This is a genomic window from Rhodococcus sp. 14-2470-1a, from assembly GCF_002259425.1.
GTDB classification, from domain to species: Bacteria; Actinomycetota; Actinomycetes; order Mycobacteriales; family Mycobacteriaceae; genus Rhodococcoides; species Rhodococcoides fascians_E.
This window is the reverse complement of sequence record NZ_NPFZ01000028.1, coordinates 205,991-222,547: the sequence shown is the minus strand read 5'-3', so window position 1 is coordinate 222,547 and position 16,557 is coordinate 205,991. Positions and strand designations below refer to the sequence as shown.

The window sequence follows — 16,557 nt, the reverse complement described above, 5'->3', positions numbered from 1 at the left end:
GTGGTGCCGATCACTCGTTATCCATCTCGGCGAAGTAGACTTCACCGAGATAATTGTCATGTTTGATTACTGACGTGAGCTCGTCGAGCCTCAGGCTCGCCGGGAGCACGTAAGCGAGAAACGCCTTTCGTCGACGCGGGTGACCACGCCGGCGACATCCCAAAAGGAGCGCAAGTGGACGACGTCCTGGCACGGGCCGGCATCTTCCAAGGAGTCGAACCCTCTGCGGTAGCAGCGCTGACGAAGCAGCTGCAGCCGGTCGATTTTCCTCGTGGACATGTGGTCTTCAACGAGGGCGAGCCCGGTGACCGGCTGTACATCATCGTCTCCGGCAAGATCAAGCTCGGACGCCGTTCTCCCGATGGCCGCGAGAACCTGCTGACCATCATGGGTCCGTCGGACATGTTCGGTGAGCTGTCCATCTTCGACCCGGGTCCCCGCACGTCCACCGCGACGACGGTCACCGAGGTCCGCGCGGTCAGCATGGACCGCGACGCTCTGAAGGCTTGGATCGACCAGCGCCCCGAGATCGCCGAGCAGCTTCTGCGCGTGCTGGCTCGCCGGTTGCGTCGTACCAACAACAACCTCGCGGATCTGATCTTCACCGACGTCCCCGGCCGTGTCGCCAAGGCGCTTCTCCAGCTGGCGCAGCGCTTCGGCACCCAGGAAGCCGGTTCGCTCCGCGTCACGCACGACCTGACGCAGGAAGAGATCGCTCAGCTCGTCGGCGCATCGCGAGAGACCGTCAACAAGGCACTCGCGGATTTCGCGCACCGCGGTTGGCTGCGGCTCGAGGGCAAGAGCGTGCTGATCTCCGACTCCGAGCGTCTGGCTCGCCGAGCTCGCTAGCTCTCTCGAAGGTAGGTCAGCTGCGCCTTGACGGACATGCGCGCAGCTGGCCACAACTTCTTGTCCACGTCCGCGTAGACGTGCTTGACCACCTTCATCGGCTTGGCATCCTCGCCGAGTACCGCCAACGCAGCTTTGATCTGCTCGAGGCGTTCCAGCCGGTGCTTTCGGTACATTCGCGCAACCTCCGCTGTGTCGGCCACCTCGGCTCCGTGCCCGGGTAGCGCGATCTTGCCTGCCCCTGCGGCTTCGAGCCGGTCCAGCGACGCCAGGTAGTCCGCGAGAGTCCCGTCCTTGGGATCGAGGACCGTCGTGCCCCGACCGAGGATCGTGTCCCCGGTGAGAATCGCGTCGTCGAGTACGAAGCTCGACGAATCCGCTGTGTGGCCGGGAGTCGCGAGAACGGTGATCTTCAACCCGGCCGCCTCGATGACCTCGCCGTCGACCAACGCTGTGCTGCCGTAGACGAATTCGTCGGAGAACGCGCGGATCGGTGCGCCCGTCTTCTTGTGGAACCGCTTCAACCCACCCGTGTGATCGCCGTGCCGATGCGTCACCAGCACGAGAACCACAGTGCCCGACGCGGCCACCGCGTCGAGATGCTTCTTGTCCTTCGGCCCCGGATCGACGACGACCACGTCATCGCTTCCGGGTGCGCGCAGAATCCAGGTGTTGGTGCCGTCGAGTGTCATCTTTCCGGGATTGTCGGCGAGCAGAACCGCTGCCGTCGGTGTGACCTGTCGAAGCTGACCGTATGCCGGGTGCGCGAGAGTCATAGTCGTACTTTAAGAGCATGAGAATCGGATTGGTCGGCGCGGGTCCATGGGCTCGCGCCACACACGCCCCGTCCCTTACCGCGCACCCCGCCGTCGACTTCGTGGGCGTGTGGGCCCGCCGCCCCGACGCAGCTGCAGGGATGGGCGCCCCGGTCTACGACAGCGTCGAGACACTGATGGCCGACGTGGATGCCGTCGCGTTCGCCGTGCCCCCGGAAGTGCAGGCCGGCTTGGCCATCGCAGCAGCCGAGGCGGGAAAACACGTCGTGCTCGACAAACCCATCGCGTCGAACCTGGACGACGCCACCCGGCTTGCCGACGCCGTCGCCGACGCAGGCGTCGGCTCGATCGTGGCGTTGACCAGGCGGTTCGCTCCGGAGACACGTGAGTTTCTCGCCGAGGCCGACGGACGGGATTGGAGTTCGGCATCCGGGACCTGGCTGTCCGGGGCAGTGCTCGGAGGCGAGTACTCGAATTCACCGTGGCGTCGACGCGACGGCGCCCTGTTCGACGTCGGGCCGCACGTCTTCGACCTGCTGGACCTGACCCTCGGGCCCATCACCGGCGTGGCGCTGAGCCGTCGGGACGAGTCTTCGGACACCTGGACCGTGGTGCTCGAACACGAGGGCGGGAAGTTGAGCACGTCGCGCCTGTCGCTCGCCACACCGGTGCAACCGTCGGTCTTCCGGGTGGAGATCAGCGGCAGCGACGGTGTGCTGTCACTGCAGGACCGTTCGACACCGGCGACCGACTGCTTCCGAGTTCTTCTCGACGAATTCCTCGAGTCGATCGCCGGGGGCGTCGAGCATCCCTGTTCCGTTCGCCGCGGGCTCCATCTTCAGCGAGCACTCGACGCCGTGTGACGGCTCAGACCTCGACGATCAGCTCGACCTCGACGGGGGCATCGATCGGGAGCTCGGCTACACCGACGGCGGACCTGGCGTGCTTTCCCGCGTCACCGAAGATCTCGCCGATCACGTTCGACGCCCCGTTGACGACGGCAGGCTGACCGGTGAAACCGGGAGCCGACGCTACGAATCCGACGACCTTCACGACGCGCTTGATCGAATCGACACCGACGAGCGAATTGATCGCCGCCAGCGCGTTCAGTGCGCAGACACGCGCAGCGTCGGCGGCATCCTCGGCCGACACGTCCGCGCCGACCTTCCCGGTGGCCGTCAGCTCACCGGAAACCAACGGCAGCTGACCCGACGTGTAGACCAGCGATCCGGTCTGCACGGCGGGAATGTACGCAGCCAGCGGCGGCACTACCGGAGGTAACTCGATCCCGAGTTCGGCCAAGCGCTCACTCCACGCCATCGCTAGGCCTTCGGGCGCTTGAAGTAGGCCACCAACGTGTCGCCACCGTTGGGACCGGACATGATGGTGACGAGTTCCCAGCCCTCGGCACCGTAGTTGTCCAGAATCTGCTTGGTCGCGTGAATCAGCACCGGCGCGGTGAAGTACTCCCAGATGGTCTTTTCGCTCATGCCGGTGAGCCTAGTCGGCGGTCATGCCGCAGTCCGATCGACCGGACGCTTCGACGGTGTATCGGCCGGGCGTCATGTGAGAGGGTCGAAGCCGTGAGCCGTCTGGACATCCTCGACGCGGCATTTCACTATGCCTCGAAGAGCACATCACGAGACCAATACGTGCTGCTGACCTTCGACACAGGTGACCTCCCGTCCCCGACGTTCGACGAGATCACGGAGTTCATCGGCGTACGTGCCCGATCGATTCCGGACCTGAACAAGCGTCTCGTCGAGATCCCCGGAAACCTCGATTACCCGTATTGGTCCCGAAGCGGCGAACCTCCGAGGATTCTCCAATTCGATTCTCGCACATGGGAAGGCGTCGTCGACGAACTCGGTCTGCTGGTGCAGACGCCCGTCGATGCAACTCGAGCCGCCTGGCAGGTCCACGTGGCACGAGATGTCGAGGACGTACCGCACGCATCGGGGCGCGCACTGGTCGTGGTCTTTCAGGTAAGCCACGCACTGACCGACGGACGAGGGGCGACGCGGCTCGCGCGGGCCCTGTTCTCGGTGGAGCCGCCACGCCCTCGTCCATCCCAGGCACGCCTGTTCAAGCCTCACCTGCGTGTTCCGGTGGCGGTGGGAGCCGCTGCCGCCCTTCCGTTTCGTCTGGTGGCCGCGCGTCTTGCCGCGCGCCGCTCACGCCGTACCTTCGAGCGTGCGCGCGGGTCCATCACCGATCGAAACGTCCTTCGACCGTCCATCGTGGGCAACGTCGAGCCCACCGGAAACCGTGTCGCCCATGTGATCCCTTGTGCTCCACTTCGGGTCACCGGGACCCGATTCAGTGTCACGACCACGGCCTTGACCGCCGTCGGCCTCGCCACCGAGCGCTACCTCGAGACCATCGGCGATCCAGTCCCGGACACACTGAACGCGCTCGTGCCCATGGGACTTCCCGAGGACGTGTCGTGGCCCGCCGAGAACCGCGTCGTGAACGGAGACGTCGACCTTCACGTCGGCGTGCCCGACATCGCCGAGCGCGCAAGACGAACCGCGGCGTCGTTGTCCGAGACACGCAGGAACGTCCTCGACCCGCTCCTTCTGCGGTGGATCGAAGCCGAGAATCTCGTACCCGCTCCGGTCTTTCTCGCTGTGGACAGACGCGCACGCAAACATGCACCTCGTGAGCGCACCGTTCACGAATCGGTGACGAGCAACCTGACGGTCGTCAGTGTCGACCGCGGGGACACCGATCTGGAACTGTGCGGGGCGCCCTGTCTCTTCTCCGGCGGCTTCCCGATGCTCGGCCCCGCCCGCTCCGTCACCCACGGCTTCTACGGCCTGGGCGACACGGTCACGATCTGCGTGACTGCGTGCCCCGACACCTTCCCCGACCACGCCCGCTACGTCGACATTCTGAAGCAGGCCGTGGACGACGTAGTCGCCGTGATCAAGGACGCGAGATAGTCGCCGCGACCTCGGACCGCACGGTTCCGCCGAGGTGACATCCGATTCGTCTATATGGTCGTGTTGTGGTCACATCGAGTTTCGAAGGTTGGCCGGAGAAGGCCGACACTGCGCGGTTGCACTTCGTCTCCGGCAAAGGCGGCACCGGTAAGTCGACGGTTGCCGCCGCGCTTGCGTTGGCACTCGCGGCCGACGGTCGGCGAGTGTTGCTGGTGGAAGTCGAAGGCAGGCAGGGCATAGCCCAGCTGTTCGACGTTCCCCCACTCCCGCCCGTCGAGACGCGGGTGGCGTCCGCGGACGGCGGCGGGGAGGTCTACGCGCTGGCCATCGACATCGAAACTGCGTTTCTCGAGTACCTCGACATGTTCTACAACCTGGGTTTCGCCGGGCGCGCGATGCGCAAGATCGGCGCGATCGAGTTCGCGACCACCATCGCCCCCGGTCTACGCGACGTCCTGCTGACCGGCAAGGTCAAGGAGTGCGTCGTCCGCACCGACAAAGCCGGGAAACGCGTGTACGACGAGGTGGTCGTCGATTCACCTCCCACGGGCCGTATCGGCAACTTCCTCGATGTCACCAAGGCGATGGCCGACCTGGCCAAGGGCGGCCCGGTCCGCTCGCAGAGCGAGGGCGTCGTCCGGTTGCTGCATTCGGCCGACACCGTCGTACATCTCGTGACGTTGCTCGAGGCGTTGCCGGTGCAGGAGACGGCGGATGCCGTGACGGAGCTGGAGGCAGCCGATCTGCAGTTGGGCACCGTCATCGTCAACCGCACCGAGCCGACGTACCTGCCGGAGGAGTCGCTCGACGACGCGGCACACGGAACCGTCGACGTCGCCGCACTCAGAACCGGGCTGGAGAAGACAGGAATTTCCCTGTCCGACGACGATTTCGCAGGCTTGCTGACGGAAACGATCGAGCACGCGTCGACGCTGGCAGCTCAGGTGGACAGTGGCCGTCAGCTCGACGAGTTAAATTCCGCGAGACTGCGCCTGCCGATGCTGGCGGACGGCGTCGACCTCGGCGGGTTGTACGAACTGGCGGCAGAACTCAGGGAGCAGGGTGTGAAATGAGCAAGGCAGCAGCGCCCGTACTCGACGTCGAGAAGATTCTTCGGGGTGCCAACTCCCGCATCGTCGTGGTGTGCGGGGCAGGTGGCGTCGGGAAGACGACGACAGCGGCGTCGATGGCGCTTCGAGCGGCGGAGCAGGGCCGCAAGGTCGTGGTGTTGACGATCGATCCAGCGCGGCGTCTGGCCCAAGCACTCGGGGTCGACGAGCTCGACAACTCGCCACAGCCGGTGAAACTGCCTGCCGGGGCGACGGGCGAACTGCACGCCATGATGTTGAACATGCGTCGGACGTTCGACGAGATGGTGATCGAGCACTCGACGCCGGAGAAAGCCGAGCAGGTGCTGGCCAACCCGTTCTATCAAACGGTGGCCTCGTCGTTCTCCGGAACGCAGGAGTACATGGCGATGGAGAAACTCGGCCAGCTCGCGTCCGACTCGACGTGGGATCTGATCGTCGTGGACACCCCACCGTCGCGCAATGCTCTGGATTTTCTCGATGCGCCGCAGCGTCTCGGCTCGTTCCTCGACGGACGGTTCATCAGGTTGTTGATGGCGCCGGGACGCGGCCTGACGCGGATGGTGACCAGCGCGATGAGCCTGGCCCTGCGCGGCGTGTCGACGGTGATCGGTAGTCAGATGCTCACCGATGCGTCGGCGTTCGTGCAGTCGCTCGACTCGATGTTCGGGGGCTTCCGCGAGCGCGCGACGCGCACTTACCAGTTGCTTCGCGAGAGCGGCACCAGCTTCGTCGTCGTCGCGGCGGCCGAGCCGGATGCGTTACGCGAGGCTGCGTACTTCGTGGATCGATTGAGCGGTGAGGGAATGCCGCTGGCCGGCCTGATCCTGAACCGGACGCACCCGACGCTGTTGTCGCTGCCTGCCGATCACGCCGTCACGGCTGCCGATCAGTTGGAGGGCTCGGACGACGGGAAGCTCGCCGCCGCGGTGCTGCGCATTCACGCCGCCCGGGCAGTGACGGCCGCTCGCGAACTGCGCCTGCTCCGACGGTTCACCTCGGCACACCCACGGGTCCCGATCGTCGGCGTGCCGTCCCTTCCGTTCGAGGTGTCGGACCTGCATGCGCTCCGCGCGGTGGCGGATCAACTCACCAGGTCCGCGTAGGTCCGTTCAGATCGCGGCCTGCTGCTGGCGCTGCGTCTCGAAGAAGTCCGACCAGGAGTCGACCTCGGGGTGCTGCTTGAGCAATGCACGACGCTGACGTTCGGTCATGCCACCCCAGACACCGAATTCCACGCGATTGTCGAGCGCGTCGGCACCGCACTGCATCAACACCGGGCAGTGCCGGCAGATGGTCGCGGCTTTGCGCTGCGCTGCTCCCCGTACGAACAGCTGGTCAGGATCGGTGCCCTTGCACCGTGCCTGCGCTACCCACGCAATGCGTGCTTCTGCTTCTTCCACATCTAGCCGCGTCGGTGCTGCTGTCGTGTGCATTGCGGATCCCCTTTGCAGTTCGAACGTCCTTGCTGAACGTTCCAGAAGCCCCTGCGGCGCTGCTTCGACCTCGATCTCCACTGCTCGAAGCACATCGGTCTAGGAGCTGCCCCACATTCATATACAAGTGTTATGCGAATCACACCGTGCTCATAATTTAGGTAAATCCGGCGACGAACGCAAGACGAGAGAGGCAACTTTCTGGTACGACCGTCCCGACCTGCGGTTCCTCGCTCGACCTGTGATCCATTACAAGCAGACGCGCTCCGTAACGACTCGACAGCGCACCCCGGAAGCGGCGGGATCATCTGCGTTTCTGGGCCAGCTGCAGTAGTCCACGTACGCTGTGCTCGTGTCAGTTGGAAAAACCGTGGCGAAGCTCGCCGGATGTTCCGCACTCGCGGGTGCGCTGTTGGCCGGAGTCATGTTCCCGTTGGCAGGCGGGTTCGGCTATGCGTCGAATCGGGCTGCGGACACGGTGGACAACGTGTCCGCCGAATTGGTCGAAGGCGCGGTCCCGGCGGTGTCCACGATGGTCGACGCCGCAGGTAACCCGATCGCGTGGCTGTACGAGCAGCGACGCTTCGAGGTACCGAGCGACAAGATCTCCAACGAGATGAAGCTCGCCATCGTCTCCATCGAGGACAAGCGGTTCGCCGAGCACCAGGGCGTCGACTGGCAGGGCACGTTGCGCGCGTTCCTCACCAACACCACGAGCGGCCAGGTCGAACAGGGCGCGTCGACGTTGGATCAGCAGTACGTGAAGAACTACCAGCTTCTCGTCGTCGCCAAGACCGACGCCGAGCGCCGCGCCGCGATCGAGACGACGCCCGCTCGTAAGATCCGCGAGATCCGCATGGCGTTGACGCTGGACAAGGAACTCACGAAGGACGAGATCCTCACCCGCTACCTCAACCTGGTGCCGTTCGGAAACTCGTCGTTCGGCATCCAGGACGCCGCGCAGACCTATTTCGGTATCGACGCCAGCCAGCTCGACGCGAAGCAGTCCGCGATGCTCGCGGGCATGGTGCAGTCCAGCTCGGCGCTCAACCCGTACACCAACGAGCAGGGCGTCACCGAACGCCGCAACATCGTGCTGGACACGATGATCCAGAACATCCCGGACCGGGCCGACGAGTTCCGCCAGGCCAAAACCGAACCTCTCGGCGTTCTCCCGGTGCCGCAGACTCTTCCGCGAGGATGCATCGCCGCCGGTGACCGCGGATTCTTCTGCGACTACGCATTGCAGTACCTCGCGAACGCCGGTATCAGCCGCGAACAGATCGACAAGGGCGGCTACCTCATCCGCACCACGCTCGATCCGGCTGTGCAGAACTCCACCAAGGCATCGCTGTCGTCGAACTCGAGCCCGACGCTCGACGGCGTCGCCACCGTCATGAACGTCATCGCACCCGGCCAGGACTCGCACCGCATCCTGGCGATGGGAAGCAGCCGCACGTACGGTCTCGACGCCGACACCGACGAAACGGTTCAGCCGCAGCCCTATTCACTCGTCGGGCACGGCGCCGGATCGATCTTCAAGGTCTTCACCACCGCCGCAGCGATGGAACGAGGACTCGGAACCAGCGCCACCCTGCAGGTACCCCGCCGAGCCGAAGTCAAGGGCCTGGGCGACGGCGGTGCTCGTGGCTGCCCGGCCAACACGTACTGCGTCGAGAACGCAGGCAACTACCCGGCGTCGCTCTCCATCACCGATGCGCTCGCCCAGTCGCCCAACACGGCATTCGTGAAGCTGATCGAATCCGTCGGAGTCGCACCCGTCGTCGACATGTCCGTTCGTCTCGGCCTGCGGTCCTACGCGGACCCGAACACCTCGGGCTTCGACGAACAGAGCATGGCCGACTTCCAGAAGAACCAAAACCTCGGTTCCTACACACTCGGACCCACCTGGGTGAACCCACTGGAGCTGTCCAACGTGGCCGCGACGTTGGCGTCGGGCGGCAAGTGGTGCCCGCCCACTCCGATCGACTCGGTGTTCGACCGCGAAGGCAAGCCGGTTCCCGTGACTCAGCAGGCCTGCGAGCAGGTCGTCGAGCCCGGTCTGGCGAACACTCTCGCGAACGCGATGAGCAAGGACGACCAGGCAGGCGGCACATCGGCGTCGGCTGCGGGATCCGTCGGCTGGACGCTCCCGATGTCCGGCAAGACCGGTACGACGGAGTCTCACATGTCGTCGGGCTTCCTCGGCTTCACCAACCGCTACGCCGCAGCCGTGTACACCTACGGCGACTCGCCGACCCCCGGTGAGATCTGCTCGTTCCCACTTCGTCCGTGCGGGTCCGGCAACCTGTACGGCGGTAACGAACCTGCGCGCACCTGGTACGACGCCATCGACCCCGTTGCGAACAACTTCGGCCCCGTCGAGCTGCCACCCGTCGACCAGAAGTACGTGCGTGGGTCGGCCAACGGTCAGGTTCCCGACGTGACCGGTCAGAGCCAGAGCTCGGCAACCTCGACGCTCCAGGGCGCAGGCTTCCAGGTGACGGTCGCGACGACAGCCAACTCGGCGTCCCGCGGCACGGTGACGGGTGTGTCCCCGTCGGGTTCGGCAATCCCGGGATCGACCATCACGATCTACGTCAGCGACGGATCGGTGCGGGAGGCCCCACCTGCTCCGGCTCTGCCGGAACTTCCGCCGGGCATCGAACTACCGGCCATTCCGCCGGGGCTGCAGATTCCCGCCATCCCGGGCATCACCGCACCGCGATAAGCGGCTCCGCCGCATGTGAGTGGAAATGTAGGCCAGGGCCTGCATTTCCACTCACATAGGGCATCAGTGTCAGAGGCGGTCTTTGACGGCCTTCGACACGCGCGATCCGTCGGCCTTACCCGCAGCCAGTGCGGAGGCGACCTTCATGACCTGGCCCATCTGCTTCATCCCAGGCCGTTCGCCGATTTCTTCGGCCACCTGGGCGATGGCGGTGTCGGCGACATCGGCCAATTCGGCGTCCGTGAGCGGCGTCGGCAGGTATTCGTCGATAATCTGCGCTTCGGCGCGCTCGTTCGCTGCGAGCTCTCCGCGGCCGTTCTCGGTGTAGATCTCGGCGGATTCGCCGCGCTTCTTCGACTCCTTGGCAAGGACTTTCAGTACCTGCTCGTCGGTCAGATCGTGCGCTTCCTTGCCGGAGACCTCCTCGGTCTGGATCGCGGCGAGAAGCATACGGATCGTGGCCGTGCGGAGCTTGTCCTTGGCCTTCATGGATGTGGTCAGGTCGGCTCGGAGCTGGGATTTCAGTTCGGACATGTACCAGAACGCTACGCGGGCGCCGTCCGCATCCGCACGTCGATTACCTGTACTGACGTATCGTGGGAAACGTGTCCGTGAAAAACAATGCTTGGACCCTCCCGTTCGCCCCGCAGTCGCAGCTCGCATCCGACGCTCTCCGTGCCGCCGCGACACGCGCCCGTGCCAACGCGGAGCAGGCGCCGTTGCAGACGGCAGCCCTGGCCACGGCCGGTGCTGCAGCGCTCGGCCTCGGGTACGCGACGCTCATCGAGCGCAACGCCTTCGCTCTCCGCGAAGCCACGATGGCTGTCCTCGAGCCGGGATCGGCATCGCTGCGTGTTCTGCACATCAGCGATCTGCACATGATGCCGAATCAGCGGCTCAAGCAGAACTGGCTGCGGGAGCTCGACCGGCTCGAACCCGACCTGGTCGTCAACACCGGCGACAACCTGTCGCATCCGAAGTCCGTCCCCGCCGTCGTCCAGGCTCTCGGCCCGCTCCTGTCCAGGCCTGGCCTGTTCGTGTTCGGCAGCAACGACTACTTCGCGCCCAAGCCGAAGAACCCGCTGAAGTACTTCAAGAAGAACCACAAGCGCGTTCTGGGTGAATCACTCCCCTGGCGCGACCTCCGAGCAGCGTTCTCCGAGCGTGGCTGGCACGACGTCACCCACGTCCGTCGCGAACTCGAGATCGCGGGCGTGCGCATCGCGTCCGCGGGCGTCGACGATCCTCATTTGAAGCGCGATCGCTACGAGACCATCGCCGGCCAACCCAATCCACTGGCGGACCTGCGGCTCGGTATCACGCACTCCCCCGAACCGCGGGTTCTCGACAAGTTCGCCGAGGACGGCTACGACCTTGTTCTCGCTGGACACACCCACGGCGGTCAGCTGTGCCTTCCGTTCTACGGCGCTCTGGTTACCAACTGCGAGATCGATCGGTCACGTGTGAAGGGCCCGTCGAAGTGGGGCGCGCACACGCAGCTGCACGTCTCGGCCGGAATAGGTACGTCGCCGTACGCGCCTGCACGTTTCTGCTGCCGCCCCGAAGCGACACTGCTGACACTCACTCCAGCACCCCGAAAGGGCCCAAAAGAGGGGTCCGACGAGGGCGTTTCGCGTTCCGAGGCAGTCGTAAGCTAGACTTCTGCGTGCGGTACACGGGGTGTGGCGCAGCTTGGTAGCGCGCTTCGTTCGGGACGAAGAGGTCGTGGGTTCGAATCCCGCCACCCCGACAGCAAAGACCCTGATTCGGTTCACGAATCAGGGTCTTTTTGTTGTCTGCGTACTTCCGTTTCGAGACCGAATGTGCCGTTCGGTCACTTGAAGTGACCGAACGGCACGTTCGGTCCGGAAACGGGGGGACCTAGCTCGATGCGGCGCGCAGTTTCTCCAGCAACGGGCCTGCGGCTTCGGCGAGGAAGCGTTCCTGGGTTTCGTCGCCGACCTGAACGAGGGCGATGTCGGTGAAGCCGGCTTCCCAGTAGGGCTTGACGGCCTCGACGATGGCGTCGAGATCGGGGCCGCAGGGGATGGTGTCGGCTACGTCTTCTTTGCGGACGAATTGTGTTGCGCCTGCGAAGCCTGCGGTGGTGGGGAGGTCTGCGTTGACGGCCCAGCCGCCGGCGAACCAGCGGAATCGGTCGTGGGCGCGGTCGATGGCGGCGTCCTTGTCCGGGTCCCAGGAGATGGGGATCTGGCCGATGGTGCGTGATGGTCCGTCGTGGTGGTCGACCCAGCCTTTCACGAGGTCTGCGTTGGGCTCGACGGCGATGAGGTGGTCGGCGTAGGGCGCGAATCGGGCGATGGATTTTTCACCGGACACGGCGACGCCGATGGGCACGCCGCCTTCGGGTAGGTCCCAGATGCGTGCGGAGTCGACGCGGAAGTGCTTGCCTTCGTATGTCACCAAGCCGCCTGCGTGGAGTTTGCCGATGATGTCGAGTGCTTCGGCGAACATGTCCTGGCGCTTGTCGATGGACGGCCAGCCTTCGCCGACGACGTGTTCGTTGAGGTTTTCGCCGCTGCCGAGGCCGAGGGTGAAGCGTCCGTCGGCGAGGATCTGGAGGGTTGCGGCTTTCTGTGCGACGACGGCGGGGTGGTACCGGATGATGGGGCACGTCACGTAGGTCATGAGCTCGACGCGTTCGGTGGCCTGTGCGACGGCTCCCAGCGTGGTCCAGGCGTACGGTGCGTGGCCCATCGAGGACAGCCATGGTGAGTAGTGGTCGCTTGCCACCTCGAAGTCGAAGCCGACGTTCTCGCCGCCGACGGCGTACTTCACGAGCTCTTTGGGGCCGCTCTGTTCGGTCATGAGGGTGTAGCCGAAGTTGGTCATGGTGCCTCCTCTAGATGGTTGCGACGGACCCGGAGTCCACGCGGTAGTTGGTGCCGTTGACGAAGGATGCGCGTTCCGAGCAGAGGAACACGACGACGGATGCGACCTCGTCGGGTTCGCCGCGTCGTTTCAGTTCCATGAAGGGTCGTTCTTCGTCGAGGAAGGTCTCGATTGCTTCGTCGCGGTCGGTGCCGCGTTCGTCGGCGCGTTTGTCCATCATCTTGTCCGTCATCGGGGTGTGGATGAAGGCGGGCGAGACCGCATTGACCAAAATACCTTCGGATGCATAGGTTTTGGACAGTCCTTTGGTCAGCGACAGGATTCCTGCCTTCGATGCGCAGTACGGCAGTTCGTCGATGTAGGGCTGCTCGGCGTCCTCGGATGCGAGCAGAACGATGCGTCCCCACCCACCGCGCCGCAGTGCGGGCAGGAAGGCTCGGACCACCCGCACCGGCCCGAGCAGGTCGGTTTCGACGGTGCTGGCCCATCCTTCGTCGTCGATTTCGTGGAAGAGTCCTTGCGCGCCGGTCACTCCCGCGGATTGAACGAGTATGTCGATGTCGCCGACCGCCGCTGCTGTCTTCCGGGCGAGTTCGGCGACACTGTCGGCGTCGGTCACGTCGGCGGCGAAGGCGAACAATTTGTCCGGGGCGGCGTCGAGTTCGGCTGCTGCTTTCGTCAGCGTCTCTTCGTCCCGGTCGGTGACCACGACCGTGACTCCCTCTTGGAGAAGCAATCGAGCTGTGTGCCAACCGATGCCGGAGTCCGCCCCTGTCACGACCGCAACGCGGCCTTCGATTCCCAGATCCATGTGTGCGTCCTCGTTCCTACGAGTCAGTTCGTTGCGTCGTGCGAATGCGCAATCGTCAGCGCTGCGTTCACCAGGGCCAGGTGGCTCAAGCCCTGCGGGAAGTTACCCAGAAACGACCCGTCCGAAGCATCGATCATCTCGCTGTAGAGACCGACGTCGTTGGACGTCTCGACGAGTTGGTCCATCAGTTCGGATGCTTCGGCGTCGCGTCCGACACAGGCGAGCGCCGAGACACGCCAGAAGCCGCACGCGACGAACGTGGCCTCCTCCTTGTCGACGCCGCTGTATCGGTAGAGATGTGGACCGACGCCGAGCTCACGGCCCAACGCATCGATGGTCGACGAAAGCCGTTCTCCCCGGTCGAAATCCATCTCCGCGGCCAGTAGCACCGAGGCGTCGAGACCGTCTGCTCCCGGGTAGGCGAGGTAGGCCTGTCGTTCTTCGGACCAGCATTCCTCCTCGACGTAGCGCCTGATGCGCCCGCGTTCGGCGCGCCACCTGTCGGCGACGCCGGGGATCTGCCCCTCTTCGGCGAGGTGGACTGCGCAGTCGAGCGCTTGCCAGCAGCCCAGTTTGGAGCTGGTGTAGTGCTGTTCGTCCTCGAGTTCCCAGATTCCGGCGTCGCGGCGCTGCCAGGAGTCGCAGGCTTCGTCGGCGATGGTGGCCAGCAGTCTGCCGGTTTCGGCGTCGAGCACGTTGCCTGCGTCCACGTACAACCGCACGATCGCGAACAGGTCTCCGAAGATCCCCAGCTGCAACTGATCTGCGGCGGCGTTACCGTTGACGACGGGTCCGACGCCGCGCCATCCCGGTACGTCGGGTTGTTCGGTACCGCCGGGGAGTTCGCCACCGAGCGTGTAGAACACGTTGACGAGAGGATCGTTGAGCCGGATGACCTTCAGCAGCCAGGCCACTGCGGCGTGTACTTCTTCACGAAGACCGAACCTGATGAGCGCTCGGATCGTGTACGCGGTGTCGCGGACCCATGCGTAGCGGTAGTCCCAGTTCTTGCCACCGGTCCTGTTCTCCGGCAGGGACGTCGTCGCGGCTGCGGCTATTGCACCGGAGGGACTGTGCAGCAACAGTTTCAGAGCCAGGGCACTGCGAGCCACGTGCTCTTTCCACGGTCCGTCGTAGTGGAATTCGTCGGACCACATCCTCCAGTTGCCGACGGTGCGGTCGATACCTTCGTCGACCTTGATGGGCTCGGGCAGATGCAGCGGTTCGTTCTCGGTGCCGACCAGCCCGATCAGGTGACGTGATCCGGGCGCCGTCGTGAACGTGCCGTCGATGATCTGGTCTCCGACGGTCACGTCGTCCGCCTCGAGGGTGCGAACGGCCATCGTCAGGCCGTCGGCGCGGAGCACGGTGCCGTGCTGGGTGTCGTACGCCCACGGGGACGCGATACCGAGCATGGTTCCCGGGGCTACCTTCCACGCCATGTCGACGGTTCCCTGCACACCGTCGATGCGACGTCCGAGTTCCACCCAGGGCAGCCTGCCGGCCACCCCGGTGTTGAGCGAGTCGGTGACGCGGACAGTTCCCGTGTCGGTCGTGTACAACGTCGTCAGCACGTTGGTTCCCTCGACGAATTCACGCTCTACGGAGAAGGGTTCGACGGGGGCGAGCGCGAAGGTGCCGCCGTGCTCGGCGTCCAGGACGGCGGCGAACGGGGGCGGCGAGTCGAGGTTGGGGATGGAAAGCCAGTCGATTCGGCCGTCGTCGGCGATCAGGGCGACCGTCCGTCCGTCTCCGATCGCTGCGTAGTCTTCGATTGCTGCGTAGCCGTCCTGACGACTCATACGGCGGTCAACCTCGCGATGGGGCTGTCGGTCAGTTGTTCGACGAGGTCGGCCGGGTCCTCGTAGACCGCTTCTGCGCCGGCCGCGCGTAATTCGGCGTCGGGTACTCCTCCGCACCGGACGCCGATTCCTGCCACTCCGACGCGTCTGGACGCCTTCATGTCCCACACGCTGTCGCCGATCATGACCGCTCCGCGGGCTTCGACGCCTGCGCGTTGCAGAGCGACGTCGACGATCTCGGGGCTCGGCTTGGCCACGTCGGCGTCCTCGGACGAAGTCACGACGGACACGATGTCCTCGACGTCGAGGAGGTCACGGAGGTGGGCGAGTTCGTTCTCGGGTGCCGACGTGGCCAGTACGACGGTCAGGCCTGCATCGTCGATGCGCTGCAGCAACTCTCGCGCGCCGGGCAGAATTTGCAGCCGCGCGATCGCTTGCTGGTAGTAGCTGGTGTGCAAATCCTTCGCTTCGAGTGCTGCGGCACTGTCGGAGGACCCGACGAGCGATTCGAGTAGCTTGTCGCCGTCCATGCCGATGCACCGGTGGATCCTCCACGACGGGACGGTCACCCCGGCGTCGGCGAACGCTCTGGACCACGCGTCCACGTGAACGTAGTTGGAGTCCACCAGGGTGCCGTCGATGTCGAACAGGACTGCGCCTGAAGTCGAAGTCATTGCCCACGGCTACCCGCGTCGTACCGGGGTGAAACGTGAGCAAGCCCCCTTCCCGATGGGGAAGAGGGCCTGCTCACAGGGTCGCGGTCAGTCGACCTGCGCTTGCCACATCCAGTGCAGTTGCTCCAGACGGGCGGTGATGGCGATGAGCAGATCCTGCGTCACGGGATCTGCGGCCTCGGTGTCCGCGATGCGTCCTCGGAGCCGATCCACCACTGCGGCAAGGTTGTCCACCACGGCGGCGATCACTTGCTCGTCCTTGGTCCAGCCTTCACCGAATCCCTTGGTGCCTGCTGTGGCCGACACCGTGGCCGAGCGTCCGTCCGGGCTGACTCCGATCGCCGTTGCACGTTCGGCGGCCTCATCGGTGAAGTCCCGTGCTGCGGTGACGAGTTCGTCCAACGCGAGGTGCACCGAACGGAAGTTCTTGCCGATGACGTTCCAGTGCGCCTGCTTCGCGATGAGGGACAGGTCGATCAGGTCGACGACGGTGCCCTGCAGGGCATCTCCGGCAATCTTCTGCTGACCTGCATCGAGAGTGCTGCTGATGGGGTTGGTCATGAGTGCGCCTCCTACGTTCTCAACGGTCGCT

Annotated in this window: 17 protein-coding genes and 1 tRNA gene; 8 read left to right on the top strand and 10 right to left on the bottom strand. The window is 65.0% G+C overall.

Annotated elements, in window-relative coordinates; all coding sequences use genetic code 11:
- Positions 1–174 precede the first annotated feature (174 nt).
- A complete protein-coding gene (locus CH292_RS16750; protein WP_019662947.1) occupies positions 175–849 on the top strand; it encodes a Crp/Fnr family transcriptional regulator in 675 nt (224 codons plus the stop codon).
- On the opposite strand, the gene CH292_RS16745 is transcribed toward CH292_RS16750, so the two are convergent.
- Positions 846–1,625 carry an MBL fold metallo-hydrolase gene (locus CH292_RS16745; protein WP_019662946.1) on the bottom strand — a complete coding sequence of 260 codons (780 nt, stop codon included), beginning with the start codon at positions 1,623–1,625 and terminating at the stop codon, positions 846–848. The two genes, CH292_RS16750 and CH292_RS16745, sit on opposite strands and share 4 nt — an antisense overlap.
- 17 nt (positions 1,626–1,642) lie before the next feature.
- Here CH292_RS16745 and CH292_RS16740 point away from each other — a divergent pair, with 17 nt between their 5' ends.
- On the top strand, positions 1,643–2,488 hold the full coding sequence (locus tag CH292_RS16740) for a Gfo/Idh/MocA family protein (protein ID WP_037183172.1): 846 nt from the start codon (positions 1,643–1,645) through the stop codon (positions 2,486–2,488).
- A 4-nt stretch (positions 2,489–2,492) separates the two neighbouring features.
- Here the strand turns inward: CH292_RS16740 and CH292_RS16735 are convergent, their stop codons facing one another.
- Both CH292_RS16735 and CH292_RS16730 read right to left on the bottom strand, forming a co-directional pair.
- A complete protein-coding gene (locus tag CH292_RS16735) occupies positions 2,493–2,945 on the bottom strand; it encodes a RidA family protein (RefSeq protein WP_026347400.1) in 453 nt (150 codons plus the stop codon).
- 2 nt (positions 2,946–2,947) lie between these two features.
- A complete protein-coding gene (locus CH292_RS16730; protein WP_019662943.1) occupies positions 2,948–3,115 on the bottom strand; it encodes a DUF4177 domain-containing protein in 168 nt (55 codons plus the stop codon).
- A 93-nt stretch (positions 3,116–3,208) separates the two neighbouring features.
- Here CH292_RS16730 and CH292_RS16725 point away from each other — a divergent pair, with 93 nt between their 5' ends.
- The 3 genes from CH292_RS16725 (at position 3,209) to CH292_RS16715 (ending at position 6,764) form a co-directional block, all read left to right on the top strand.
- Positions 3,209–4,570: a wax ester/triacylglycerol synthase domain-containing protein gene (locus tag CH292_RS16725; protein ID WP_033190095.1), complete on the top strand. Its 1,362-nt coding sequence runs from the start codon at positions 3,209–3,211 to the stop codon at positions 4,568–4,570.
- A gap of 65 nt (positions 4,571–4,635) precedes the next feature.
- Positions 4,636–5,643 carry an ArsA-related P-loop ATPase gene (locus tag CH292_RS16720; RefSeq protein ID WP_094655275.1) on the top strand — a complete coding sequence of 336 codons (1,008 nt, stop codon included), beginning with the start codon at positions 4,636–4,638 and terminating at the stop codon, positions 5,641–5,643.
- Positions 5,640–6,764 (top strand): ArsA family ATPase, encoded by a 1,125-nt coding sequence (locus tag CH292_RS16715; RefSeq protein WP_020110985.1) that lies wholly within the window; start codon positions 5,640–5,642, stop codon positions 6,762–6,764. The genes CH292_RS16720 and CH292_RS16715 overlap by 4 nt, the downstream gene beginning before the upstream one ends.
- Before the next feature lie 6 nt (positions 6,765–6,770).
- Here CH292_RS16715 and CH292_RS16710 read toward each other — a convergent pair whose 3' ends face one another.
- On the bottom strand, positions 6,771–7,094 hold the full coding sequence (locus CH292_RS16710; protein ID WP_026347399.1) for a WhiB family transcriptional regulator: 324 nt from the start codon (positions 7,092–7,094) through the stop codon (positions 6,771–6,773).
- Positions 7,095–7,464: 370 nt separating this feature from the next.
- Between CH292_RS16710 and CH292_RS16705 the strand changes: the two genes are divergently transcribed.
- A complete protein-coding gene (locus tag CH292_RS16705) occupies positions 7,465–9,825 on the top strand; it encodes a transglycosylase domain-containing protein (protein ID WP_020110986.1) in 2,361 nt (786 codons plus the stop codon).
- A gap of 69 nt (positions 9,826–9,894) precedes the next feature.
- On the opposite strand, the gene CH292_RS16700 is transcribed toward CH292_RS16705, so the two are convergent.
- Complete coding sequence (locus CH292_RS16700) at positions 9,895–10,359, bottom strand: GatB/YqeY domain-containing protein (RefSeq protein ID WP_019662937.1); 465 nt, start codon at positions 10,357–10,359, stop codon at positions 9,895–9,897.
- Positions 10,360–10,544: 185 nt separating this feature from the next.
- Between CH292_RS16700 and CH292_RS16695 the strand changes: the two genes are divergently transcribed.
- Together CH292_RS16695 and CH292_RS16690 are read left to right on the top strand one after the other, a co-directional pair.
- Positions 10,545–11,483: a metallophosphoesterase gene (locus CH292_RS16695; protein WP_170947552.1), complete on the top strand. Its 939-nt coding sequence runs from the start codon at positions 10,545–10,547 to the stop codon at positions 11,481–11,483.
- A gap of 18 nt (positions 11,484–11,501) precedes the next feature.
- Positions 11,502–11,575 (top strand) — tRNA-Pro (locus CH292_RS16690).
- Positions 11,576–11,706: 131 nt separating this feature from the next.
- On the opposite strand, the gene CH292_RS16685 is transcribed toward CH292_RS16690, so the two are convergent.
- From CH292_RS16685 to CH292_RS16665, 5 genes are all read right to left on the bottom strand, one after another.
- Positions 11,707–12,678, bottom strand: a complete 972-nt coding sequence (locus CH292_RS16685) for an LLM class F420-dependent oxidoreductase (RefSeq protein ID WP_094655274.1) — start codon at positions 12,676–12,678, stop codon at positions 11,707–11,709.
- Positions 12,679–12,688: 10 nt separating this feature from the next.
- Positions 12,689–13,489, bottom strand: a complete 801-nt coding sequence (locus CH292_RS16680; RefSeq protein WP_019662934.1) for an SDR family NAD(P)-dependent oxidoreductase — start codon at positions 13,487–13,489, stop codon at positions 12,689–12,691.
- Between the two features lie 23 nt (positions 13,490–13,512).
- Complete coding sequence (locus tag CH292_RS16675; RefSeq protein WP_094655273.1) at positions 13,513–15,291, bottom strand: glycoside hydrolase family 15 protein; 1,779 nt, start codon at positions 15,289–15,291, stop codon at positions 13,513–13,515.
- The gene (locus CH292_RS16670; RefSeq protein ID WP_019662932.1) at positions 15,288–15,965 is read right to left on the bottom strand and encodes an HAD family hydrolase; all 678 of its coding nucleotides are present in this window, start codon (positions 15,963–15,965) and stop codon (positions 15,288–15,290) included. The genes CH292_RS16675 and CH292_RS16670 overlap by 4 nt, the downstream gene beginning before the upstream one ends.
- An 87-nt stretch (positions 15,966–16,052) precedes the next feature.
- Positions 16,053–16,526, bottom strand: a complete 474-nt coding sequence (locus tag CH292_RS16665; RefSeq protein WP_019662931.1) for a Dps family protein — start codon at positions 16,524–16,526, stop codon at positions 16,053–16,055.
- Positions 16,527–16,557 lie beyond the last annotated feature (31 nt).

What these genes read in the sequence shown, in the direction of transcription:
- CH292_RS16665 (WP_019662931.1), bottom strand. Translation starts at nt 16,526, where the DNA reads ATGACCAACCCCATCAGCAGCACTCTCGATGCAGGTCAGCAGAAGATT.
- CH292_RS16715 (WP_020110985.1), top strand. Translation starts at nt 5,640, where the DNA reads ATGAGCAAGGCAGCAGCGCCCGTACTCGACGTCGAGAAGATTCTTCGG.
- CH292_RS16730 (WP_019662943.1), bottom strand. Translation starts at nt 3,115, where the DNA reads ATGAGCGAAAAGACCATCTGGGAGTACTTCACCGCGCCGGTGCTGATT.
- CH292_RS16675 (WP_094655273.1), bottom strand. Translation starts at nt 15,291, where the DNA reads ATGAGTCGTCAGGACGGCTACGCAGCAATCGAAGACTACGCAGCGATC.
- CH292_RS16685 (WP_094655274.1), bottom strand. Translation starts at nt 12,678, where the DNA reads ATGACCAACTTCGGCTACACCCTCATGACCGAACAGAGCGGCCCCAAA.
- CH292_RS16680 (WP_019662934.1), bottom strand. Translation starts at nt 13,489, where the DNA reads ATGGATCTGGGAATCGAAGGCCGCGTTGCGGTCGTGACAGGGGCGGAC.
- CH292_RS16745 (WP_019662946.1), bottom strand. Translation starts at nt 1,625, where the DNA reads ATGACTCTCGCGCACCCGGCATACGGTCAGCTTCGACAGGTCACACCG.
- CH292_RS16700 (WP_019662937.1), bottom strand. Translation starts at nt 10,359, where the DNA reads ATGTCCGAACTGAAATCCCAGCTCCGAGCCGACCTGACCACATCCATG.
- CH292_RS16710 (WP_026347399.1), bottom strand. Translation starts at nt 7,094, where the DNA reads ATGCACACGACAGCAGCACCGACGCGGCTAGATGTGGAAGAAGCAGAA.
- CH292_RS16670 (WP_019662932.1), bottom strand. Translation starts at nt 15,965, where the DNA reads ATGACTTCGACTTCAGGCGCAGTCCTGTTCGACATCGACGGCACCCTG.
- CH292_RS16740 (WP_037183172.1), top strand. Translation starts at nt 1,643, where the DNA reads ATGAGAATCGGATTGGTCGGCGCGGGTCCATGGGCTCGCGCCACACAC.
- CH292_RS16735 (WP_026347400.1), bottom strand. Translation starts at nt 2,945, where the DNA reads ATGGCGTGGAGTGAGCGCTTGGCCGAACTCGGGATCGAGTTACCTCCG.